21 protein-coding genes are annotated in these 22,091 nt (G+C 74.8%); 12 read left to right on the forward strand and 9 right to left on the reverse strand.

The features are described 5' to 3' along the window. Positions 1–39 precede the first annotated feature (39 nt). The 4 genes from ACPC54_RS35175 to ACPC54_RS35190 all read left to right on the forward strand — a co-directional run bounded on the left by ACPC54_RS35175 (position 40) and on the right by ACPC54_RS35190 (position 4,009). Positions 40–564 (forward strand): PadR family transcriptional regulator, encoded by a 525-nt coding sequence (locus ACPC54_RS35175; RefSeq protein ID WP_498970570.1) that lies wholly within the window; start codon positions 40–42, stop codon positions 562–564. Continuing rightward, positions 564–1,295: an ABC transporter ATP-binding protein gene (locus ACPC54_RS35180; protein WP_498970572.1), complete on the forward strand. Its 732-nt coding sequence runs from the start codon at positions 564–566 to the stop codon at positions 1,293–1,295. The genes ACPC54_RS35175 and ACPC54_RS35180 overlap by 1 nt, the downstream gene beginning before the upstream one ends. Then, complete coding sequence (locus tag ACPC54_RS35185; protein ID WP_498970574.1) at positions 1,292–3,634, forward strand: FtsX-like permease family protein; 2,343 nt, start codon at positions 1,292–1,294, stop codon at positions 3,632–3,634. The genes ACPC54_RS35180 and ACPC54_RS35185 overlap by 4 nt, the downstream gene beginning before the upstream one ends. A gap of 87 nt (positions 3,635–3,721) precedes the next feature. Then, positions 3,722–4,009, forward strand: a complete 288-nt coding sequence (locus ACPC54_RS35190; RefSeq protein ID WP_498970576.1) for a hypothetical protein — start codon at positions 3,722–3,724, stop codon at positions 4,007–4,009. Between the two features lie 41 nt (positions 4,010–4,050). Here the strand turns inward: ACPC54_RS35190 and ACPC54_RS35195 are convergent, their stop codons facing one another. Beyond that, on the reverse strand, positions 4,051–4,908 hold the full coding sequence (locus tag ACPC54_RS35195; protein ID WP_498970578.1) for an SDR family NAD(P)-dependent oxidoreductase: 858 nt from the start codon (positions 4,906–4,908) through the stop codon (positions 4,051–4,053). A 141-nt stretch (positions 4,909–5,049) separates the two neighbouring features. Here ACPC54_RS35195 and ACPC54_RS35200 point away from each other — a divergent pair, with 141 nt between their 5' ends. Beyond that, on the forward strand, positions 5,050–5,625 hold the full coding sequence (locus tag ACPC54_RS35200; RefSeq protein WP_498970580.1) for a TetR/AcrR family transcriptional regulator: 576 nt from the start codon (positions 5,050–5,052) through the stop codon (positions 5,623–5,625). Between the two features lie 130 nt (positions 5,626–5,755). Further along, positions 5,756–6,193: a hypothetical protein gene (locus ACPC54_RS35205; RefSeq protein WP_498970582.1), complete on the forward strand. Its 438-nt coding sequence runs from the start codon at positions 5,756–5,758 to the stop codon at positions 6,191–6,193. 51 nt (positions 6,194–6,244) lie between these two features. On the opposite strand, the gene lysA is transcribed toward ACPC54_RS35205, so the two are convergent. Then, complete coding sequence (lysA, locus tag ACPC54_RS35210) at positions 6,245–7,594, reverse strand: diaminopimelate decarboxylase (protein WP_498970584.1); 1,350 nt, start codon at positions 7,592–7,594, stop codon at positions 6,245–6,247. 17 nt (positions 7,595–7,611) lie between these two features. Then, positions 7,612–7,800: a hypothetical protein gene (locus tag ACPC54_RS35215; RefSeq protein WP_498970586.1), complete on the reverse strand. Its 189-nt coding sequence runs from the start codon at positions 7,798–7,800 to the stop codon at positions 7,612–7,614. A gap of 347 nt (positions 7,801–8,147) precedes the next feature. Here ACPC54_RS35215 and kdpB point away from each other — a divergent pair, with 347 nt between their 5' ends. Together kdpB and ACPC54_RS35225 are read left to right on the forward strand one after the other, a co-directional pair. After that, positions 8,148–10,334, forward strand: a complete 2,187-nt coding sequence (gene kdpB / locus ACPC54_RS35220; RefSeq protein ID WP_498970588.1) for a potassium-transporting ATPase subunit KdpB — start codon at positions 8,148–8,150, stop codon at positions 10,332–10,334. A 194-nt stretch (positions 10,335–10,528) separates the two neighbouring features. After that, positions 10,529–11,068, forward strand: a complete 540-nt coding sequence (locus ACPC54_RS35225; RefSeq protein WP_498970590.1) for a universal stress protein — start codon at positions 10,529–10,531, stop codon at positions 11,066–11,068. Positions 11,069–11,153: 85 nt separating this feature from the next. Here ACPC54_RS35225 and ACPC54_RS35230 read toward each other — a convergent pair whose 3' ends face one another. Beyond that, complete coding sequence (locus ACPC54_RS35230) at positions 11,154–12,296, reverse strand: alpha/beta hydrolase (RefSeq protein WP_498970592.1); 1,143 nt, start codon at positions 12,294–12,296, stop codon at positions 11,154–11,156. Positions 12,297–12,718: 422 nt separating this feature from the next. Between ACPC54_RS35230 and ACPC54_RS35235 the strand changes: the two genes are divergently transcribed. Continuing rightward, positions 12,719–13,189, forward strand: coding sequence for a hypothetical protein (locus tag ACPC54_RS35235; protein WP_498970594.1), 471 nt, complete (start codon positions 12,719–12,721; stop codon positions 13,187–13,189). A 114-nt stretch (positions 13,190–13,303) separates the two neighbouring features. On the opposite strand, the gene ACPC54_RS35240 is transcribed toward ACPC54_RS35235, so the two are convergent. The 4 genes from ACPC54_RS35240 to ACPC54_RS35255 form a co-directional block, all read right to left on the reverse strand. Continuing rightward, the gene (locus ACPC54_RS35240; protein ID WP_498970596.1) at positions 13,304–15,295 is read right to left on the reverse strand and encodes an Ig domain-containing protein; all 1,992 of its coding nucleotides are present in this window, start codon (positions 15,293–15,295) and stop codon (positions 13,304–13,306) included. A 446-nt stretch (positions 15,296–15,741) separates the two neighbouring features. Continuing rightward, positions 15,742–16,362 carry a hypothetical protein gene (locus tag ACPC54_RS35245; RefSeq protein ID WP_498970598.1) on the reverse strand — a complete coding sequence of 207 codons (621 nt, stop codon included), beginning with the start codon at positions 16,360–16,362 and terminating at the stop codon, positions 15,742–15,744. Positions 16,363–16,564: 202 nt separating this feature from the next. Further along, positions 16,565–17,008, reverse strand: a complete 444-nt coding sequence (locus tag ACPC54_RS35250) for a cupredoxin domain-containing protein (protein ID WP_498970600.1) — start codon at positions 17,006–17,008, stop codon at positions 16,565–16,567. Next, positions 17,008–17,448, reverse strand: a complete 441-nt coding sequence (locus ACPC54_RS35255) for a hypothetical protein (protein WP_498970602.1) — start codon at positions 17,446–17,448, stop codon at positions 17,008–17,010. Before ACPC54_RS35255 ends, ACPC54_RS35250 begins: the two co-directional genes overlap by 1 nt. Positions 17,449–17,975: 527 nt before the next feature. On the opposite strand from ACPC54_RS35255, the gene ACPC54_RS35260 reads away from it, so the two are divergent. After that, positions 17,976–18,476: a hypothetical protein gene (locus ACPC54_RS35260; protein WP_498970603.1), complete on the forward strand. Its 501-nt coding sequence runs from the start codon at positions 17,976–17,978 to the stop codon at positions 18,474–18,476. Between the two features lie 70 nt (positions 18,477–18,546). Here the strand turns inward: ACPC54_RS35260 and ACPC54_RS35265 are convergent, their stop codons facing one another. Further along, positions 18,547–20,151, reverse strand: a complete 1,605-nt coding sequence (locus tag ACPC54_RS35265) for a purple acid phosphatase family protein (protein ID WP_498970605.1) — start codon at positions 20,149–20,151, stop codon at positions 18,547–18,549. A 150-nt stretch (positions 20,152–20,301) separates the two neighbouring features. On the opposite strand from ACPC54_RS35265, the gene ACPC54_RS35270 reads away from it, so the two are divergent. Together ACPC54_RS35270 and ACPC54_RS35275 are read left to right on the forward strand one after the other, a co-directional pair. After that, positions 20,302–20,964 (forward strand): hypothetical protein, encoded by a 663-nt coding sequence (locus ACPC54_RS35270; protein ID WP_498970607.1) that lies wholly within the window; start codon positions 20,302–20,304, stop codon positions 20,962–20,964. Between the two features lie 374 nt (positions 20,965–21,338). Continuing rightward, positions 21,339–22,016, forward strand: coding sequence for a transglycosylase family protein (locus tag ACPC54_RS35275; RefSeq protein WP_498970609.1), 678 nt, complete (start codon positions 21,339–21,341; stop codon positions 22,014–22,016). Positions 22,017–22,091: the final 75 nt, after the last annotated feature.

Consider the following 22,091-nt stretch of genomic DNA (forward strand, 5'->3'; position numbering starts at 1 on the left):
TGTGCATTCGATGTATACACCTTATGTATAGTCACTCGCATGTCACTCGGTCACACGATCCTGGGGCTCCTGGAGCCCGGTCCGCGCCACGGCTACGACCTCAAACGCGCCTACGACGAGCGCTTCGGCCAGGCCCGCTCGCTGCCCTACGGACAGGTCTACGCGACGCTCTCCCGGCTGCTGAAGAACGGCCTGGTCGAGGCCTGCGGCACCGAACAGGGCGAGGGCCCCGAGCGCAAGCGGTACGTGATCACCGAGGCCGGGATCACCGACGTCAGCCGCTGGCTGGCCGAGCCGGAGAGCCCCGCCTCCTACCTGCAGAGCACCCTCTACACCAAGGTGGTGCTGGCCCTGATGACCGGGCGCCCGGCCCAGGAGGTGCTGGAGACCCAGCGCGCCGAGCACCTGCGCCACATGCGCGAACTGACCCGCCGCAAACTGGCCGGCGACCTGGCCGACCAGCTGCTCTGCGACCACGCGCTGATCCACCTGGAGGCCGACCTGCGCTGGCTGGAGCTGACCGCGGCCCGCCTCGACGAGCTGGCCCGGAAGGTGCGCGCCTGATGTCCACGACCCCCATCACCGTCGCCACCGGCTCCGGCTCCGGCCCGCTCGCCGAGGGCACGCTGCTCGCCGCCACCGACCTCCGCAGGAGCTTCGGCCTCACCCAGGCCCTGGACGGCGCCTCGCTGGAGATCGGCCCCGGCGAACTCGTCGCCGTGCTGGGCAGTTCCGGCTCCGGCAAGTCCACCCTGCTGCACTGCCTGGCCGGACTGATCCAGCCCGACGCCGGCACCGTCCACTACCGCGGCCAGGACCTGGCCGCGCTTTCCGACAGCGCCCGCAGCGCACTGCGCCGGTCCGACTTCGGCTTCGTCTTCCAGTTCGGCCAGCTGGTGCCGGAACTCACCTGCCTGGAGAACACGGCGCTGCCGCTGCGGCTGAACGGCGTCCGCCGACGCCCCGCCGAGGAGCGGGCCCGGCAGTGGCTGGAGCGGCTGGACGTCGCCGACCTGGCCGACAAGCGGCCGGGCGAGCTGTCCGGCGGCCAGGGCCAGCGGGCCGCGATCGCCCGCGCTCTGGTCACCGAACCGGCGGTGATCTTCGCCGACGAGCCCACCGGCGCGCTCGACTCGCTGAACAGCGAGCGGGTGATGGCGCTGCTGGTGACCGCCGCCCGCGAGTCCGGCACCGCCGTGGTGCTGGTCACCCACGACATGCGGGTGGCCGCCTACGCGGACCGCGAGGTCGTGGTGCAGGACGGACGCACCCGCGCACCCGGGACCGGCCGATGACCGACCGCACGACCACCGCCCGCCCGCTCTCCCGGCTGGCCACCGACCTCGCGCTCGGCCTGCGCCTGGCGTTCACCGGCGGCCGGGACGGCCGGCTGCGCACCGCGCTGACCGCGATCGGCGTCGGCCTCGGCGTGGCCACCCTGCTGCTGGCCGCCTCCTTCCCCACCGTGCGCGAGCACCGCGACGACAAGCTGCGCACCCAGAGCGGCGCCGTGGTCTCCGCCGACATCGCACCGCGCTCCGACCACAGCCTGCTGATCGACAACGCCCCCGGCGTCTACCGCGGCCAGGACTTCTTCGGCCGGATCGTGCAGCCCGAAGGGCCGAACGCCCCGCTGCCGCCCGGCCTGAGCGCCTATCCGGCACCCGGCACGCTCGCCGTCTCGCCCGCCCTGGCCGAGCTGCTGCGCTCGCCCGACGCGGCCCTGCTGCGCGAGCGCTACCCCCAGCCGATCACCGGCACGATCGGCCCCGCCGGCCTGACCGGGCCCGGCGACTACGCCTTCTACCTGGGCAGCGACCAGCTGACCGACAGCAACCCGGACACGCTGCGGATCGACCACTTCGAGAACGACCTGCCGCCCAAGCCGACCGACCCGGCCCTGCTGCTGCTCACCGTCGCCGGCCTGGCGATCCTGCTCAGCCCGGTGGCCGCGTTCGTCGCCGCCGCGGCCCGCTTCGGCAGCGAGGCGCGCGACCGCCGGCTGGCCGCCCTGCGGCTGGCGGGCGCCGACCGCTCCACCACCGCGCGGATCGCGGCCGGCGAGTCGCTGGCCGGCGCGCTCGTCGGCCTGGGCCTGGGCGCCGTCTTCTTCCTGATCGGCCGCCAACTGGTGGAACGGGTGACCGTCGCGGGGCTCAGCGTCTACGCCGACGACCTCCGGCCGCAGCCGGCCCTGGCGGCCCTGGTGCTCGTCGCCGTCCCGCTGCTGGCCGTCGCCGTCACCATGCTGGCCATGCGCCGGATCGCCGTCGAACCGCTCGGTGTACTGCGCGGCGCCGAGGCTCGGCGGCGCCGGGCCTGGTGGCGGGTGCTGCTGCCGCTGCTCGGCTTCGGCCTGCTGTTCACCCAGCGCGGCAAGCTCAACGCGGTCGGCGACGACCAGGCCATCGTCATTCTGGTGGTCGGCCTGCTCCTGCTGCTGGTCGGCGCCACCCTGCTGCTGCCGCCGCTGGTCGCGCTGGCCTCCCGCGCGCTGCGCCGGGTCGGCGGGCCGCCCGCCTGGCAACTCGCCCTCGGCCGACTGCGGTTCAGCCCGGAGGGCGCGGCCCGGCCGGTGACCGGCATCGTGGTGACGGTGGCCGGCACGATCGCCCTGCAGAGCCTGCTCGGCTCGCTCGCCACCGCCCGCAGCACCCCCGCCGCCGACCTGGCCCGCGCGGACCGCACCCTGCTGTCGGTCAGCTTCCAAGCGGCCGGCGACCGGCCCGGGCAGCTCGCCGACCGGCTGCGCCACACCCCCGGTGTCGCCTCCGCGACCGGCTACACCGAGATCTACGCCGGCGCCGGCGATCAGCTGTTCAGCATCCGGGTGGCCGACTGCGCGACCCTGAAGAGCCTGTACCACGTCACCGACTGCGCGGAGGGCGACGTGTTCACCGCCCTGGGCATCCAGTCGGCGCAGACCGGCCACAGCGCGCTCGCCGCCGGCGGACCGGTCCAGCTGCAGGCCGCCGGACGGCCGGAGAGCACCTGGCAGCTGCCGGCCTCCCGCGCCACGGTCGACCGGCCCGCGGAGGGCGGCCGCCCGCACTACCTGGACCTCGTCCTGGCCACGCCGTCCGTGCTCCCGGCCGAGCTGCTGCGCTCCCAGCCCGCCAAGGTCGAGGTGCACTCGGTGCCCGGCACGCCGGACGCCGAGGACCGGATCCGGACGAACGCCGCGCTGATCAGCCCCGAAAGCAGCGTGCACAACCCCACGGACGGCCGGCCGGACCACCGGTTCAGCGCCGTCCGCAACGCCCTGACGGCGGGGACGGTGGCGGTCCTGGTCCTGATCGGCGCCAGCATGCTGGTCGGCCTGCTGGAGCAACTGCGCGAGCGCAGGCGGACCCTGGCGGTGCTCACCGCCTTCGGCACCCGCACCCGCACGCTGGCCTGGTCGCTGCTCTGCCAGAGCGCCCTCCCGGTCGCGCTCGGCCTGGCCCTCGCCGCGGCCGCCGGCCTGGCCCTGGGCACCGCGCTGCTCTTCCTGGCCGAGCTGCCGATCGGCTTCGTCTGGGGCGACATCGCGCTGCTGGCCGGCGCGGGCGCGGCGGCGGTGCTGCTGATCACCGCGCTGAGCCTGCCGGTGCTGTGGCACCGGACCAAGCCGGCGGGCCTGCGCTACGAGTAGCGGCCGCTCAACCCCCGTTCCCGCGTGGGAAGTCGGCCGGTCCGACTTCCCACGCCGGGCCCGTTCCAGCGAACTCCGGAGGAGCCGATGAACGACCTGCCCGCCCGGGAGATCCGCCTCCCGCTCGACCAACTCGTGTCGATCCTGCGGGACCTGAACGAGTTCGTAGTCTCCCTCGACCGGCTCGGCTCCCGCCAGGCCGACGGCACGGCCGACGACCGCACGGTCGGCACGTTCGTCGCCGACTGGGACGTGGCCCGCCGCCTGGCCCGGGCCCGGCAGGTCCTCGGCGTCGCCCTCGACGAGCAGCTGACGCCCGAGGAGAACGCCCTGATCGACGAACTCTGCGAGCAGGGGCGGTTCTTCGGGGCGTAGCCGGCCGACGCGGGGCCCGGAGCCGGCCCGGGCCCGTCCGGTCAGCGGACCCAGTCGCGGGTGAGCGCCTGGACGGCGGAGCCGTCGAGGTCGGCGAGCGAGGTGGCGACGAACTCCCGGGCCCACGCCGAGGTCTGGACCCGGAAGGCGGGCCGGTCGGCGGTCAGGGCCTCGATGATCGGGGCCGCGGCCTCGGCCGGCGCCTGGGCGTTGCCGAAGGACTGCTGGGTGCGGGCGATGTACGCCTGCAGGGCCGGCGCGTACGGCCCGGCCGCCGCGAGCAGGGCGGGGACGTCGAGCCCGGCGTTGGCGACGAACTCGCTGGCCACCGCGCCCGGTTCGACCACGGTGACGTCCACGCCGACGGTGGCCGCGACCGGGGCCAGCGACTCCATGAAGCCCTCGACGGCGAACTTGGCCGCGCAGTAGGCCTCGTTGAAGGGCTGGCCGACGGCGCCGCCCACGCTGGTGACGGTGATCACCCGGCCCCGGGAGGCCCGCAGGTGGGGCATGGCGGCGCGGGTGGCGGCGACGACGCCGAAGAAGTTGACCTCCATGGTGGCGCGCACCTCGTCGAGGCTCAGCTGCTCGACGGTGCCGACCCGGGCGGCCCCGGCGTTGTTGACGAGGGCGTCGAGCCGGCCGTGCTCGGTGATCACCTCGTCCAGGCAGGCGGCGATGCTGTCGGGTTCGGACACGTCCAGCCGCTTGACCCGGACGCGGTCGGCGACGCCCTGCTCGGCGGCGGCCTTGAGCAGGGCCCCGCCCTTGGCGGTGTCGCGCATGGTGGCGACGACCGTCCAGCCGGCCTGGGCGGCGGCCACGGCGGCGGCGAGGCCGATGCCGGAGGACGTGCCGGTGATCAGGACGGTCTTCTCGCCGGTCTTCTCGCTGGTCATCAAGGAATCTCCTGGTCTGTCGAACGGAGCACCGGCAGCAACCGGGGAACTCCCCACTTAGCCTCCACGCTAACCGGAGAACTCCCCGGTTGTCCAGATAGACTGGGTCCCCAACCGGATCTCCAGACGAAGGGAACCGCCGTGACCACCCAGCCGGGCATGTTGCGCGCCGATGCCCGCCGCAACCGCGAGCGCATCCTCGAAGCAGCCGTGCAGGCCTTCGCCGAGAAGGGCGCGGACGTCCCGATCGACACGATCGCCAAGGCCGCCGGCGTCGGCTCGGCCACGCTCTACCGGCACTTCCCCACCCGCGAGGCACTGGTCGAGGCGGCCTACCGCAACGAGCTGGCCCGGGTCTGCGACAGCGCGGCCGAACTGCTCGCCGAGCTCCCGGCGGACCGGGCGCTGCGGCGCTGGATGGACGAGTTCATCGGCTACCTGGCCGCCAAGCAGGGCATGGCGGACGCGCTGCGCGCCGCGATCGCCTCCGGCGCGGACCCCTTCGCCGAATCCCTCGACAAGCTGAGCGCGGCCATCGGCTCCCTGCTGCACGCTGGCGCCGAGGCCGGCCTGCTGCGCTCGGACATCGAGCCGATCGACGTCGGCCTCAGCCTCGCCGGCGTCTCCCTGGTCACCGACTCCGCCGCCCAGCGGGACCGGGCCGACCGCCTCCTCGACCTGATCCTCGACGGGCTGCGCCACCGGCCGGACCGGTAGCCGCGCCCCGGACCGGCAGCCCACCGCGAGGCGGGCAACGCCACCATGGTCGACAGCGACGACGTCCCGCTGCCGCGCGGGGCCCGGGCTTCACGCCCCCGCCGGGCGTCCGCGAAGTCGGGGTGATTGGATGGCCGGGAAAGGACACGCCGAGCACCGGGGGGGCATCGCCAGAGTGCCGATCGTCTTCCGCTGCGGGGCCTGCTCCGCTCCGCTCTCGAAGCCCGTGGAGCAGCGCGACTGGCAGCCGCTGCCCCGGATCAGGGGCCGGGAGCACTACACCTACGGCCCGTCGCACGTGCCGCCGGGCCACTGCTCCGCCGCCCCGGAGCCGTACCACCCCCGGGTCTCCGCGGAGCCCGACTGGGTGATCAATCCGGCGGACGCGGTGGGGATGCGGCCGCACCCCGACGCCGCCCGGCTGTACGGGTGCTGCCGGCGCGACGGGGCGGACGGGCCGAACCTGGTGTGCGACGGCTGCGGGGCCGAGGTCGGCATCGAGGTCTCCGACTGCTGGACGGAGTACGACACCCGGCTGCGGCGGTCGGCCGTGGTCCGCGGCACGTGAGGAGTGCGGACCGGGAAGTCGGCCCCGCCGACTTCCCGCGCGGGAAGGCCCCTACCTCCCCACCTCGCGCAGCCGGAAGTCCTCCACCGTCTCCCGCCGGATCAGCAGCCGCGCCCGCCCGTCCTTGACCGCGGCCACCGCCGGGCGGCCGACCAGGTTGTAGCCCGAGGCCATGGACAGCTGGTACGCCCCGGCCGCCGGGACGGCGAGCAGGTCGCCGGGCCGCAGGTCGGCCGGGAGCAGCGCCTCGCGCACCAGCACGTCCCCGGCCTCGCAGTGCCGGCCGACCACGTCGACCCGGGCGGTGCCGGCCTCCGAGCGGCGCCCCACCAGCCGGACGCTGTACGGCGATCCGTACAGCGCGGGGCGCGGGTTGTCGCTCATGCCGCCGTCGACGGCGACGAAGCACCGGCCGTCCGCCGTGTGCTTCACCGACAGCACCCGGTACACGGCGACGCCCGCGGGGCCGGCGACCGCCCGCCCGGGCTCGACGATCAGGCGCGGCACCTCCAGGCCCGCCTCGGCGCAGCGCACGGCCAGCCGGTCGGTGACCCGGACGGCGAAGTCGGCGAGGTCCAGCGCCTCGTCGCCGGGCAGGTAGCGGATGCCGTGCCCGCCGCCGAGGTCCAGCTCGGGCAGCTCGACGCCGTGCCGCTCGCGGACCTCCGCGAGCAGCCGCACCAGCGCGTCCACGGCCTCCAGGTACGGCCCGACCCCGGTGATCTGCGAGCCCAGGTGGCAGTGCAGCCCGGCGAGTTCGAGGCCGGGCTGGTCGAGCACCCGGGCGATCGCGTCGGCCGCGTCGCCGCCCTGGACGGGGAAGCCGAACTTCTGCCCGCCGACGCCGGTGCGTACCGCCGCGTGGTGTCCGGCGGCGATCCCGGGGACGACCCGCACCAGCACCTTCTGCGGGGTGTCGGCGGCGACCAGGGCGGCCAGCCGGGCGATCTCCGCCGGGCCGTCGATGACGATCCGCCCGACCCGCAGCCGCCGGGCGAGCCGCAGCTCCTCCGGGGACTTGGCGTTGCCGTGCAGCAGGATCCGCTGGGCCGGGAAGCCGGCCGACACCGCCAGCCACAGCTCCCCGGCCGAGCAGACGTCCAGGCCCAGGCCCTCGTCCGCGACCCAGTCGGCCATCGCGCTGCACAGGAAGGCCTTCGCCGCGTACAGCACCTCCGCGTGCGGCAGCGCCCGCCGGTAGGCCCGGGCGCGGCCGCGCACCTCGGCCTCGTCGAGCACGTACAGCGGAGTGCCGAACCGCTCGGCGGCCTCGGCCAGCCCGACCCCGCCGACCAGCACCTCGCCGCCGGGGCCGGACCGCGCCGAGGCGGGCCAGGGGCCGCCGAGCGCGTCGGCGGGGGCGCGGCCGGTGGTGACGGGCGGGGCGATCAGCTGGGACATGACGACACTCCTTGGGATCAGTCTTCGAACTGCATCGCGATGCGGCAGTGCGCCGGACGAGTGCGGTCGTGCTCGGGCGCGGGCTCGGACGTCCGCGCCGGGCGGTGGTCCTGGCGGTCCTGGCGGTTGGCCGGCTCGACCGGCCGGTCGAGCAGCCGGACCACCCGGCGTAGCGGAGGTTCGACGGCGAGGGCGGGCTCGTTCATGGCGGAGGTCCCTTCGGGTGGCGGGCCGTGCGGCCCGGACACCTCCAGTGGAAACCCTCCGCACACCGACCGGCCCCGCCCTTGACGCAGGCCGTACGCGACGGCCGCGGACCTTGACACCCCCCTGACACCCCCGGGGAGCGGGTGTTCGAGCCGTTCGAGCGCGGTGTCAGGGAACTGTCAAGGATGGCCGGTTCGACGCCAAGCCCGCGTCAAGAGCCGCATGGCGCAGCGGAATCCGGTGGTGGGCTGTGCGCCGTCCCCGTCGCCACCGAGCCCCGCCGCCCCGCCGATTCGGCCGTCCGCCGATCCGGCAGCCCGGGCGGCCCGGAAGGTCCCCCGAGACGATGCGCCGTTCGGCCCTCACCCCACCGGATGCCACCACCCCCCGAACCGACTGGTTCCGCCGCCCGCCGCAGGCGCCCGACCGGCCGCCGCAGCACCCCGGCCACCGCCCGGCCGCGCCGACGCCCGGCCGGCGCCGGCTGATCACCCGGGCGCAGCTGGCCGAGGCCCTGCCCGCCGCCGTCCGCAAACTCCACCCGCGCACGATGATGCGCAACCCGGTGATGCTGGTGGTGGAGACCGGCTCGGCGCTGACCACGATCAGCGCGGTCGTCCACCCGAGCGTGTTCGCCTGGGTGATCTCCTTCTGGCTCTGGCTGACCGTGCTGTTCGCCAACCTGGCCGAGGCGGTGGCCGAGGCGCGCGGCAAGGCGCAGGCCGACTCGCTGCGCCGCGCCCAGGCCGGGACGACCGCCCGGCGGCTGCTGCACTGGCGGGTCGGCACCCGCGACCACCGCCACGAGGTGCTGCCCGCCGAGGAGTTGATGCTGCACGACATCGTGCTGGTGCCGGCCGGCGAGGTGATCCCGCGGGACGGCGAGGTGGTCGAGGGCGTCGCCACCGTCGACGAGTCCGCCATCACCGGCGAGTCCGCGCCCGTCATCCGCGAGTCCGGCGGCGACCGCACCGGCGTCACCGGCGGCACGAAGGTGCTCTCCGACCACCTGGTCGTCCGGATCACCTCCCGGCCAGGGCAGAGCTTCATCGACCGGATGATCGCCCTCGTCGAGGGCGCGAACCGGCAGAAGACGCCGAACGAGATCGCGCTGAACATCCTGCTCGCCTCGCTCACCATCGTCTTCGTGCTCTCCGTCGTCTCCCTCCAGCCGATGGCGATCTACGCGCACGCGCCGCAGACCACGATCGTGCTGGTGGCGCTGATGGTCGCGCTGATCCCGACCACCATCGGCGCGCTGCTGTCGGCGATCGGCATCGCCGGGATGGACCGGCTGGTGCAGCGCAACGTCGTGGCGCTGTCCGGCCGGGCGGTGGAGGCCGCCGGGGACGTGGACGTGCTGCTGCTCGACAAGACCGGCACCATCACTCACGGCAACCGGCGGGCCGTCGCGCTGCACCCGCTGCCCGGCGCGAGCACCGAACAGCTCGCCGAGGCGGCCCAGTTGGCCTCCGTCGCGGACGAGACGCCGGAGGGCCGGTCGATCGTCGAACTGACGAACCGTCAGTACTGGGTGCCGCCGCGCGCCCCCGGCGAGCTGGGCGAGCGGCGGCCCGTCCCGTTCACCGCGCACAGCCGGATGAGCGGCGTGGACCTGGGCTGGCCGGACGGCACCGGCTGCCTCGTCCGCAAGGGCGCGGCGAGCGCCGTCGCCCGCTGGGTGGTGCAGTCCGGCGGCCGGCTGCCGATGGAGGCCAAGCCGCTGGTGGACCGGATCGCCGAGGCCGGCGGCACCCCGCTGCTGGTCGCCGTGCACGACCGGCACGGCGCCCGCGCGCTGGGCGTGGTCGAGCTCAAGGACGTGGTCAAGGAGGGCATCGCCGAACGCTTCGCCGAACTGCGGCGGATGGGCATCCGCACGGTGATGGTCACCGGCGACAACCCGCTCACCGCCAAGGCGATCGCCGCCGAGGCCGGGGTCGACGACTTCCTCGCCGAGGCCACCCCCGAGGACAAGCTGGCCCACCTGCGGCGCGAACAGGCCGCCGGGAACATGGTCGCGATGACCGGGGACGGCACCAACGACGCCCCCGCGCTCGCCCAGGCCGACGTCGGCGTCGCGATGAACTCCGGCACCCCGGCCGCCAAGGAGGCCGGCAACATGGTCGACCTCGACTCCAACCCGGCGAAGCTGATCGACATCATCCGGGTCGGCAAGCAACTCCTCATCACCCGGGGCGCGTTGACCACCTTCTCGATCACCAACGACGTGGCCAAGTTCTTCGCGATCATCCCCGCGATGTTCGCGAACGCCTACCCGGGGCTGCACCACCTCAACATCATGGAACTGCACAGCCCCACCTCGGCGATCGCCTCCGCGATCATCTTCAACGCGCTGATCATCGTCGCGCTGATCCCGCTCGCCCTGCGCGGCGTGCGCTACCAGCCCGCCTCCGCGACCGACCTGCTGCGGCGCAACCTGCGGGTGTACGGGCTCGGCGGGCTCGTCCTGCCCTTCCTCGGGATCAAGGCGATCGACCTGCTGATCCAGTTCGTGCCGGGCCTGGGCTGAGCCGCCCGCCCGGGCCGCCCCGGGCGGGCGCCGGGGCCGACCGGGTGACGGTCCTGTCAGGAGGCCGTCAAGAAGCGCACGACCGGCGTCATGACGGTGTCAGCGCCGGTACGGAGGGGTGGCTTCCGGGGTTCACTGGAGTCGCCCGAAGAGCGGAGTACCGAGGAGTACCGAAGAGACGGAGGCGAACGGCCATGACCCGCAGGACCGACCCGACCGACCCGACCGGAACGACCGACACCACCGGCCAGACCGGCCCGACCCGGGTGATCGTCGGCCTGAGCGGATCGCTGAGCAGTCTGGCCGCCCTCTACCACGCGGTCGGCGAGGCGGCCCGGCAGGACGCCGTCCTGGTCCCGGTCGCCGCCTGGACGGCGAACGAGCGGGACGACCTGCGCCCGCTCTCCGAACTGGAGCACGCCGCCCGGCGGCGCCTCGACATCGCCTTCGAGCAGGCGTACGGCGGCTTCCCGTCCGGGCTGGTCATCCACCCGGTGGTGGCGTGCGCCGAGCCCGGGCCCGCCCTGGTCGGCGCCGTCACCGGCCCGGCGGACCTGCTCGTCCTCGGCACCGCGACCCGCCGCCGCTTCGACCGGCTGCGGCACGGCTCGGTCGCCCGGCACTGCCGGCACCGGGCGGGCTGCCGGGTCGTCGAGGTCTCGCCGTCCGCGCTGCTGACCCGCCTCGAACTGCCCGCCCGCACCGGCGCCCCGCTGCCGCTGCTCGCCCGCTGACGGCGGCGCCCGCTCTCCCGCCGGCTCGACGCGCATCCACCGCACCCCGTACCCGCGTCGAGCCGGCGGGCACCACGCCGCCCCGCTACGCCGGATCGCCCAGGTGCGCGCTGAGCCAGCTCAACGAGGACGGCAGCAGCCGGTTCCAGGTGGTGAAGTTGTGCCCGCCCTCGTCCACCGTCTCCTGGGCGACGGTCAGCGGCGGACGGGCGGCGGCCGCGAAGGCGCTGGAGTCGGCGTAGGTGCTGCCGTCCTGCTTGCTGTCGGCGAGCAGCACCGACAGCGCGGGCATCGGCAGGTGGGCCAGGCGCCAGTTGAGGTCGGCCTCGGCGCGGCGCTGCGGGCTGCCGGCGAAGAGGTCGCCGGTGGTCACGTCGTCGGCCGCCTTGAAGTAGCCGGACAGCGAGACCACGGCGCCGAAGGTCTGCGGGTGCACCATGCCGAGCTTGACGGCGCAGTAGCCGCCGGTGGAGTCGCCGATCACGCCGAGGCTGCCCGGGCCGCCGAGGACGCGGTAGGAGGCGCGCAGGTCGGCGGGCACGTCCGTGGCGAAGTAGCTCTGCGCCTGCGGGCCGTTCGGGATGTCCTCGCACTCGCTGTCGCGCGGCATCGATGGCGAGGGCCGCATCAGCACCAGGACGGTCGGCTTCATCGCCCCCTGCTTCAGCAGGTCGAGTTCGTGCGCCGGGTAGCGGAGCTTGCCGACCAGGTTCGCGGCGTCGCCGGGGAAGCCGGTGAGCACCAGGACGGCCGGGAAGTGCCGCGCCTCGCCGCCTGGCTGGAAGTACTGCGGCGGCAGGTAGACGTACCCGTCGGTGCTGAGGCCGGTGGTGCGGCCGGGCAGCCGGACCCGGTCGAGCCGGCCGATCTGCGCCGGGTCGCGGCCGACCGAGGGGGCGCCGGTGACGTCCGCCTGGCCGAGCACCTGCACCCCGGCCGGGCCGCCGCCGCTGCCGCTGCCGCCCGGAGCGGCGCCCTGGATGACGGCGGCGCCGTGCTCGTGGCCGAGCAGGTCGGACCAGCTGCTGTAGAACACGAAGTAGTCGTTGACGGCGAGGCCGAGCGCGGCGAGCAGCACCAGCTGGGTCGCCACGATGGTGCCCAGTCGCAGGAACATCGCGGGCCAGCTGCGGACGGCGAGCCGGGGCCACACCCACAGCGTCCCGAGCACCGTGAACACCGCGAGCAGCGCCACCAGCGCGACCAGCCTGTGACTGGTGAGTCCCATCGCCTCCGGCCTCCCCTCCCAGTGTTACCACTGTGGACCACGGGCCGGGATCCGGCTCCCCTCGGCGGTGTACCCGCGTCGTCACCCACGGTCACCTCCGCCGGCGGGGCGGATCGCGCGGACACGAAGGAGCGGCGGGCCGCCGCCAACTTCGACAAGACTGTCGAGCACATGCCAGCACCGGGCTATGCTGAACCGACGCCCGCACCTCGTCCCACGCGTCCAACTCCTCCGCCCCGCCGCCCAGGCGCGAACCGGCCCTGCCCTCAGGCGCTCTGACGATCCGTCAACCCGATGCCCCGGACCTGGCCGGCCGGGCGTGCCCCGGGCCGCCGACCGCCGTTGTACCGGAGGTGAACCGCCGCGCCGCCCGCCCGCAACCCCCGGCACGCCGGCCGAGGAAGCCGAGGAAGAGGTCCCCCATGTCAGCCTGGCTCCGCCCGAGCCCCGCCGAGGCCGCCGTGCTGCTCGCCGTACTCGGCCTGCTCCTGCTGGAGGAGGTCGCCCTCGGCCTGGCCGAGGAGGAGGAACGGCCGGTGATCAGCGGCATCATGATCGGCGCCTCCGGCACCGGACTGCTGCTGGTCGGCGCGGTGCTGCTGCGCCGCTGGATCGAGGACCGGCGCCCGCTCCCCCTGCCACCCCCCGGCCCCAACGGCCGCGAGTACAGCGCCCGCGCCCTCGAAGGCTTCCCGATGGACGTCGTCCGGCCGCTGCTGCTCGCCGAACACGCCCCCCAGCTCGGCCAGTTGTACTCGGCCTGGATGCTCGCCCGGGCCGGCCACCCGGCCGGCCGGATCGCCCGCCGGCTCCGCCTCCCGCTGGACACCGCCCAGGTACTGGTGGACGCCGCCCACGGACACACCGACCCCCGCCCGCTCCCGGGGTCGTGACGGGCACGGCGTCGGCCCCGACACCGCAGGACGCGGTGCCGGGGCCGTGGTTCGCGCGGGTGCTCAGCTCGCGCGGGTGCTCAGCTCTCGCGGGTGCTCAGCTCGCGCGGGTGCTCAGCTCTCGCGGGCCGAGGCGTCGTCGATCAGGAACGCCGTGGTCGGGCTCGTACCGGTCTCGTGCGAGACGAGCTTGAGGCCGATCGTGGTGCCCCAGCCCACCTGGCCGATGACCGGGGAGAGGTCGACCGACTGGTACTGGTAGCCGTTGGTCGCGTTCTGGCTGGTCCAGGTCTTCACGGTGCCGATCGTCTGCCCCGTGTACTGGTTGATCGCCACCAGGGAGAGCGTGTCGGGCGCGGTGGCGGAGGTGTTGGTGGACTCGGTGTCCAGCCAGAAGGAGAAGGTGGCCTGCCCGTAGCCCGGGTAGGTGTTCAGGTACGCGGTGATGGAGTCGTCCGTCCCGGTGTTCTGGCCGAGCCAGGCGTACCACGAGCCGGAGTGCGGCGCGTGCAGGCTGGACGGGGTGATGATGTTGTACCCCGACGGGCCCCAGGCGTCCGTCATCATCGTGTGGTTGACGTCCGCCGAGCCGTTCTCGAATCCGGCGTCGGTGAGCTGCTCGATCGAGCCGCAACCCTGGCCGCCGGCGGTGCTGACGTTCTCCCAGAAGCCGGTGGACGCAGTCTTGCCCGCGGTGTCCGTCGCCGTCACGGTGATCCGCTGGTAGTTGCCGGTCGCGGCGGCGGTGCCGGAGATCACGCCGCTGTGCGCGTCGATGGCCAGCCCCTGCGGCAGCCCGGTGGCGCTGTAGGTGAGGGCCGACCCGGTGCCGGACACGCCCACCGCCGGGATCGACAGCGGCTGCCCGGCCTTGTCGGTCCGGTCGCACATGGTGCTCACCGAGACCGGCGGAGTGGCCACCACCGGGTCCGAACCGACGCACAGGTGGTCGGAGTTGGACCACAGGGTCTGCAGCGGGAAGCTGCCGGTCGACAGGTTCTCGAAGAACAGCCCGCCGTTGGAGCCCTGCGGGATCCAGGCGCACTTGTCGCCGACCTCCTGGCCGGTGGCGTCCGTCCAGCCGCCCGGGGTGTTCGGGTCGGTCACCGTCTCCGCGTACTCGTGGCCGCCGATGATCCCGTAGCCGTCCAGCCGGCCCCGCGGGGTGTTCTCACCGAACCAGTTGGTGCCGCAGCCGGCCACGTCCGACAGGTACGGCATGTTGGTGTAGGCGAGCTGGCCGTACTGCGAGCGCTGGAAGTCGTGCCAGGCGCAGAAGCCCAGTTCCTTCCACTTGTCCGGGTCGGTGCCCTGCGGCGAGTCGATGATGTACTGGACGTTGCGGTTCTGAGCCTCGGTCAGGTTGCCGAAGTGCTTGGCGGCGGCCAGCGCCTCGGCACCGATCTGCGGCTCGGTGGCGGACTGCGGCGCGGGGGCGCCGTTGTCCACCCAGACGCCCGCGAGCACGCTCCCCGCCTGCGGGTACGGGATGTGCGCGGACCCGGCGGGGCACTGGACGGATCCGGCGGCGATGCCCTCGCAGTACTGGGTCAGGACCGCGCTCCAGCCGTCCCCGGCACTGCCGAGGCCCTTGAAGAAGTCCTGCTGGTACGGGGCGGCCTGGTCCGGGTCGCCGGTCGTCGTGACGTCACCGGTCGAGTTCGTCGACGGGGTGCCCCACTGGGAGCCCCAGAGCACCAGGTAGACCTTGGGCGCGCCGATCACCACACCGGTCGACTCCTGGCCACCCTTGTAGGTGACCTGGAGGTCGTACTGGTTCGCGACGTTGCCGTCGCCGTTCTTGCCGGTGCCCGGGTCGGCACCGTCCACCAGCTCGGGGGCCTTCTTGCCACCGGTGTTGGCGGCGGCGACCGGGCCGGTCCGGGCGGCCTTGGCCCGGCGCGGGCCGGACTTCTGCGGGGCGGCGGCCGTCTTCGGGGTGCCCGGCTGGGCCACCACGGTCACGGGCTGCGGCGGGTGGGAGTCGGCCATGGCGGACAGCGGGCTGCTGAGCGCGGCGCCGGCCAGCGCGGCCGCGAGCGCCACCGCGGCGGTTCGCCGGCCGCGTCGGGCGCGTTCGGACAGGCGGGATCGGAATCTGGTCACGGATCGGTTCCGTCTCTCGGGACGTGGGGGAAGGGCGCACGGTGCGGCACGTGTGCAGGGCCGACCGGTCGTCGACGGGCTGCGGTGGAGGACGGGGAACCGGGTCTCACCCGGGCGCCGCTGTGCAATGCGCCATATGATATTTCACTGACGGACGCACACAAGGTCCTTGCACGGCGGCGCTCGGCGCCGCCCGTCCACGGACACACCGCCCGGCCGCACCCCGCCCGCCCCCGACGCCCCCGAGCGGGCCACCACGCCCGGCCCGATCGCCCGCGAACCGGCGCCGCCGCCCCCGACGCGCCGACTCCCCGGCCGGGCACGGATTTTAACTGCGCCTTACCCGTCCCGACCTCGCCTTGACACTCCGGCCGACACTCCGGCACCGGCGACGGCCGTCCGCCCGCTCCGCCGGGCCGCCCTCCGGACCCGGACCGTTCGCCCCGTCAGACCCGCCCGCCCGCGTTCACCTGCGACACCAGGAACGGCACCAGGCCGCGCTCCGCCAGGGCGGCCCGCCAGGCGCCCCGCGCCCCCGCCAGCTCCCCGGCCGCACCGGCCCCCTCGGCCACCTCCGCCGACCGCGCCCGGGACGCCGCGCCCACCAGCCCCAGCCCGCCCACCAGCAGGGCCACCGCCGCCACGCCCGCGGCGATCCAACCGGCCGTCACCAGGGCCCGCCCGAGCACCTCCAGGTCCTCGGCCAGGGCGAACACGTAGCCGAGCAGCAGGAAGACCGCGGCGGCGGCCCCCGCGACGATCGGGGCTATCACCCCCAACACGCCCCACCAGCCCGACACCCGGCCGGCCGTCTGCGCGTCCACGGGCAGCCGGGCGACGGCGTCCGCGTCCGCCCGCAGCTCGGCGTACCGCTCGTACTCCGGCGCCGCCGCGGCCAGCACGAACTCCGCGTTCTCCCGCGCGCTGCGCCGCAGCCGCTCCACGCCGCGGCCGTCGTCCCCGGCCGCCAGCAGCGCCGAACGCACCTGTGGGCCGGCCAGCGCCCGCCCGAGCTCGGTCTCGAAATCGGCCCGGTCCTGCTGCGGCAGTCGAAGCGGCCTGTCCATCCTGCGTCCCCGTTCGCTGATCACCTGCGAGCCCATGTTCTACAGCACTGTAGAACACAGGGCCAGGCCTGAGCAGCCCCGTTCGAGCCCGCACCGGGCGCAGCGGCTCGCGTCCCCGGCGCGCGCCGGGCCGCGGACGCCCGCCCCGAAGGGGCCGGGCCGGACCCTCGCCGGCCGCCGGCCGGCCCCGGGGGCCCTCCGGTCAAGCCACCGTCAGGGTGCCGCGCATGAAGTGGTGGAAGGTGCACCGGTACGGATAGTCGCCCGGCCGGGCGGGCGCGGTGAGGACCGCCGAGGCGCCGGGCGCGATCGGCCCGGTGTCGAAGCTGCCGTCCTGCGCGGTGAGGGTGTGGCTGACGGTGTCCGCGTTGACCACCGTCACCCGGGTGCCCGCCGGGACGGTGAAGTCGGCGGGCTGGTACACGAAGTCGCGGATCGTCACCGTCCCCGGCGCGGTGCCCGCCGGGGACGTCGCGGAACCCGCCGGGCCCGTCGCCGTCGCCGCCGGGCGGCTGCTCGCGGCCCCCGGGGACGGCGCGGCGCCCGTCCCGGACTCCCCCGGCGACGGGCCGACCAGGGCGCTGACGCAGCCGCCCAGCGCCGCCCCGAGGAGCAGCGCCGCCACCGCCCGGCCGGGCCCCCGCATCAGCCGACGACGAGCGTCACCCGCCGGGCGTCGGCGGACGCGGGCGGGTTGGCGCCGATGTTGGTCACCGTGCTGGTGAGGACGGCGTCCGCGTCCGCGATCCAGTTGAAGGTCTTGGACTGGACGATGATCTGCCGCTGCTGCTGCGTCCCGTCGCAGATCACGTCGGACTCGGCCGAGCGGCTGGTGCCGAAGCCGATCGAGGAGGCGTCCTGCGGGTCCTTCTGCTCGACCGAGACGGTGAGCGAGCGGGCCTCGGCCGCGATCGTGCACACATAGCTGACGTTGACGCGCACTTTCCCGGGCTGCTTCGGGTCGATCACGGCGTCGCCCACGGTGACCGTGGTCGCGGGGGCGGGGTCCGGATCGGCCGCCAGGGCAGGCGTGCCGAGGCCGACGAGAGCCGATGTGAGCGCGCTGACGAGGACGAACCGCTGCACTGCAACCTCCGGGGGGCCTGGGACGTGTTGCGGCCGACGCTAACCGGACGGCCCGGCCCCCGCGCGCCGAGCCGTCCGATCGTCGTACCGCCCCCTGCCCGTTCGGGCCCACCGGCGGTCCGGGCCGACCGGCCGTCCGGGCCCGCCCGTCACCGCCGCCGAAGCGGTCGGCCAGCCGCCCCGGCCCACGGCACGACCGACCTCCGCAGCCGGCCTCGGCCCGCCACGGGCGCACGCGGAGCACCGTGGAACACCTGCGCCGCCTGCCGTCCTTGTGGCACCCCGCCGACAGCTGACAGGATCTCGGCTCGCAAGCCGTCCGGACCGGCTGGATCGAGGATGTCGCACGGGCGGTGGAGCACGGCCCGGGGTCGAAGGGGTCGACGGTCCGGGCCGTGTCGCTGGGCCGGTGGGCCGAGGTGGCCGCGCGACGATGAGACCCAGCGGCCCGGGGGCCGGCAGCGGAGGAGAGAAAGAGAGCTCATGACCGATCCGGCACGTGCGCACACTGGGGCCCGGTCACGGCCGTGACCTCGGCCTTCTACGACCCCTACGTCCTGCGCGGGGCCGACGCCTTCGCCTCCTACGTCTCCAGCTGGATGGACTCCGGGGTGAACCAGCTCAGCCTGCTCACCCGCTTCGTGGACCTCACCGAGCTCACCTCGTCCCGGCAGGCGGACGGCGGCGCGAGCGCGTGGTGCACCGTGGAGTTCCGCTCCCGGGGCGAGGCCGGCACGGCCCGGCTGCGCAGCAGCTGGCTCACCGGCGCCAGCAGCAAGGAGAGCAGCCTGGTCCTCGGCCGCTCCGGGGTGGAGGTCTGGATCGATCACACCTCGATGACCGGATTCGCCGCCCGGGAGGGTGAGTTGCTGGCCTCCTTCGGCACCGACGGCCGGACGGCGCGGAAGGTCGCCCACTACCGGCCGCTCTACGCCGGCCTGCTCTCCGGCCGGCCCGACCCGGTGCTCGGTTTCGAGGCCGCGGCGACGATCACCGCGATCCACCACGCGGTGCCGCGCGGGCGGTAGCGGGCGGTAGCGGGCGGTAGCGGGCGGGCCCGCCGCGCGGGTTCGCGGCGGGCCCTCCGGGGGTGCGGGGTCAGCGGCGCCCGGCGGCCGCGCGGGCGGCGGACTGTCCGTCCTGGCCCTGGTCGTCGTCGTCGGCCCAGCTGTCGCTGCGGTCGCGGTAGAGGGTGAAGCGGTCGTACAGGACCGGCGTCGGGAGGGGGTTGGCGGCGGTGGCGGGGACGGAGTGGTAGTAGGAGACGGTGATGGTGGTGCGGCCGCCGGGCACCGGGCCCGGGTCGACGTCGAAGACGGCGACGCCGTAGGGGTACGTGGTGTCCGGGTCGGTGACGGCGGACCAGTGGGCCTTCTCCTTGGCGTCCGGGTCGGCCTTGAAGGTGAGGCGCTGGGTGCGGACGGTGGCCTCGCGGACGCCGTCCTGGTCGGCGGGCAGGTAGACGTCGTCGTGGCCGGCGGTGCCGCCGCCGCCGAGGATCAGGTGGACGGTGCCCTGCGAGGTGTCGATCTGCCGCAGGTCGTCGTCGACGACGGCCGGGGTGAGCAGGCCGCCGTCCTCGGTGCCGCGGACGGGGTGGGTGCGCTCGTAGTCGTGGTCGTGGCCGGCCAGCACGAGGTCGACGGAGTAGCGGTCGAGCAGCGGCAGCAGTTTCTCGCGCAGGCCCATGTCGCCGCCGTGGCTGGCGGCGGAGGAGGACATCGCGAACTGGTGCAGGTTGACGACGATCCAGTCGACCGAGCGGCCGTCCCGCGCGCGCGACAGCACGCGCTCCAGCCAGCGGAGTTGGGCGCCCTCGCTGTAGTCGCTGATGTAGATGGACCGGCCGGTGGCCGGGTCGAGGCTGGCGTCGTCCTCGACGGCGATCTCGTTGCCGTCGAGGCTCACGAAGAGCACCGAACCGACCTGGAAGCTGTACCAGTTGCCGCAGTAGTCGCGGGTCCCGTTGTCGGGCAGTTCGAAGCGGGTCAGGTAGGAGGCGTACCCGAGGTCGCCGCCGCCCGCCTCGACCTCGTGGTTGCCGGGCGCCGGCATCCACGGGCGGTTGGCGGCGGACTTGGCCATGTTGTTCATGAACGCGTTCCAGGCCTGCGGCTGGAGCTGCGGGTTGTTGTTGGCGTACGCGAGGTCGCCGTTGAGCAGGTGGAACAGCGGGGCGAACTGCTCGACCTGGCGGACGGCCGCGGCGCCGTGGACGGAGGACTTCTTGAAGACGTTGTCGCCGGTGCCGAGGTCGCCGAAGCTGGTGAACCGGAAGGCGGCGCGGCCGCGCGCGGGCGCGGTGCGGAAGGTGCCGCGGACGGGCTCGGCGCCGTCGTGCAGCACCTCGTAGACGTAGGTGGTGTCCGGGCGCAGCCCGTCCAACCGCGCGTGGTGGGTGAAGGTCTCGACCTTGTTGAGGCCGTCGACGTAGCTGCGGCTCTGCGCCTCGACCGTCCGGCCGGCGCCACCGCGCGGGGTGCCGATCCGCACCTGCGGCCGTCGCACGGTGGCCGCGGTGGCCCAGGAGACGGTCATCTCGCGGGACGGCTCCTCGCCCCACTGCAGGTGGATCTGCTCCGGCCCGGGGGTGCCGGCCACGGCGGGCTGCGTCCACAGCAGCGTGGAGGCGGGCAGCGCGGCGAGCGCGCCGGCCGCCGTTCCCGTCCGAAGGACCGTTCTGCGCGAAGGTTGTGCCACCATTGCCGCCTCCTGGGCTCCGAGAAACGCCGAGGAGGTTCCCAGCCGAAGCACACGGCGGCGCGAAGACGTACCGTGCGCACGGCGAACGGCAGTTGAACGGTGGTCGGTGGGCGGTGGACACCGGGGCGGGGATGGCTCAGGGTGGTCGTCATGCTGTCACTGCGGAGTCTCCCTCGTACCGTCCGACGCCCGGCCCAGGCGTCGGCACCGGCCGCCGACCCGGATCGCGCCCAGCTGCTCGACCGGTTCAACGCCGCGGTCCGGCAGCCCGGCGCGCACGGCGGCGTGGCGGGCCTGCCGCTCCTCCTCGACGCGCTCGCCGCGTGCGATGCCAGGTCCGAGGGCGCCCGCTGGATCCCGGACGACAACGCCCGCCTGGACCTCGCGGCCCTGGTGCGCCACTGCTTCCCCGAGCCGGAGATCCACGTCGTGGCCGGGGAGTACGGCGCCGCGGGCCACGCGCACGGCTGGCTCCGCCTCGATCGGACGCTGGGGGCTGAGCAGTACGCCCACCTGGTCGAGTCCGCCGAGGCCTGGGCGTCGGACGACCGGACCTTCGACGACGTCCTTGAGGCGTACGGGCGGCCCTCGGTCCTCTTCGGCGAGTCGGATGCCCGGCTTCCCAAGACGCTCGGTTACGCCTGCGCCGATCGCACGGCCCCGCTGGCGCTGTTCCACTTCGGCGAGGCCGGAGATGCCCCGGCTGCCCGCCTGCTCGCCGTCCGTTTCGAGAACGACCTCATGAGCGCCGGTTTCGGCTTCACGCCCTTCGGCGACGCGGTCGCCGACGAACGCGAGAAGCGCCCGCGCTGACCGTGCGTCGGGGCCGACGGCGTCGGCGAGCGGACCGGCCAGGAGGGCGCCGGCGGCGTAGCCGATGTCGCGCCAGAAGCGGTACGCGCCGAGGGCGTTGGCGCGCCAGGCGGGGTGGGCGCGGTCGGAGACGGTGGTCGGCCGACCCCGGCCCGGCCCCGCCCCGGCCCGAGGACGCGCCGCGGGCCGCAAGCGGGGCGCCGCCGGACGGCTGGGTACGGCCGGATGGCGGCGGGCCGCCGGAGTGGTCCCGGTGGGCCGGGCGGGTGACCCACCGGACGTGTCGGCGGCTGCGCGCCCCGTCCAGCGTGCGTCGGTGGGAGAGCGCCGTCTCCGGACGGTGCACGCCCTGTCCCCGGACCTGAGAGCCGCCGATGCCTCCCACCGCCCGTCCCCGCCGCCTGCTCCCCGCCGCGCTCTGCGCCCTCGCCGTGGCGCTCGCCGCCCCCGCGGCCCACGCCGCTCCACCGGGGAGCGACGGCACCGGCCCGGGCGGCGGCCCGTACGACTGGGAGGGCGTGGCGGCCTGCGAGAGCAGCGGCAACTGGCACGTCAACAGCGGCAACGGCTACTTCGGCGGCCTCCAGTTCGACAACCCGACCTGGCGCGAGCACGGCGGCCTGGCCTTCGCCCCGCGCGCGGACCTGGCCAGCCGAGAGGAGCAGATCACCGTCGCCCAGCGGCTGGCCGGGCAGCGGGGCCTCTCCCCCTGGCCGGTCTGCGGCGCCCGCGCCACCCGGGACCACGGGCGCGGGCCCGCGCCGGCGCCGCCCGGCCCCCAGGCCGCGAAAAAGCCCACGAAACAGCCCGCGAACCGGCCCACGAAACAGCCCGCGAACCGGCCCACGAACCGGCCCACGGACCAGCCCGCGGACCAGCCCGCGGACACCGCCGGCCAGTGGACCGTCCGCGAGGACGACACCCTCACCGACCTCGCCGCCGCACTGCGCGTCCCCGGCGGCTGGCCCGCCCTCTACGCGCTGAACCGGACGGCCGTGGGCGAGGACCCGGACCTCATCCACCCCGGCCTGGTCCTGCGCCTGCCGTCCTGAGCCCCTGAGCCGCCCCCGCGGAACGCCGACGGCCCGCCCGGTCACCAGGACCGGGCGGGCCGCAGCACGCCCCAG

The organism is Kitasatospora sp. NPDC094028, assembly GCF_049543595.1.
In the GTDB taxonomy this organism is placed as follows: domain Bacteria; phylum Actinomycetota; class Actinomycetes; order Streptomycetales; family Streptomycetaceae; genus Kitasatospora.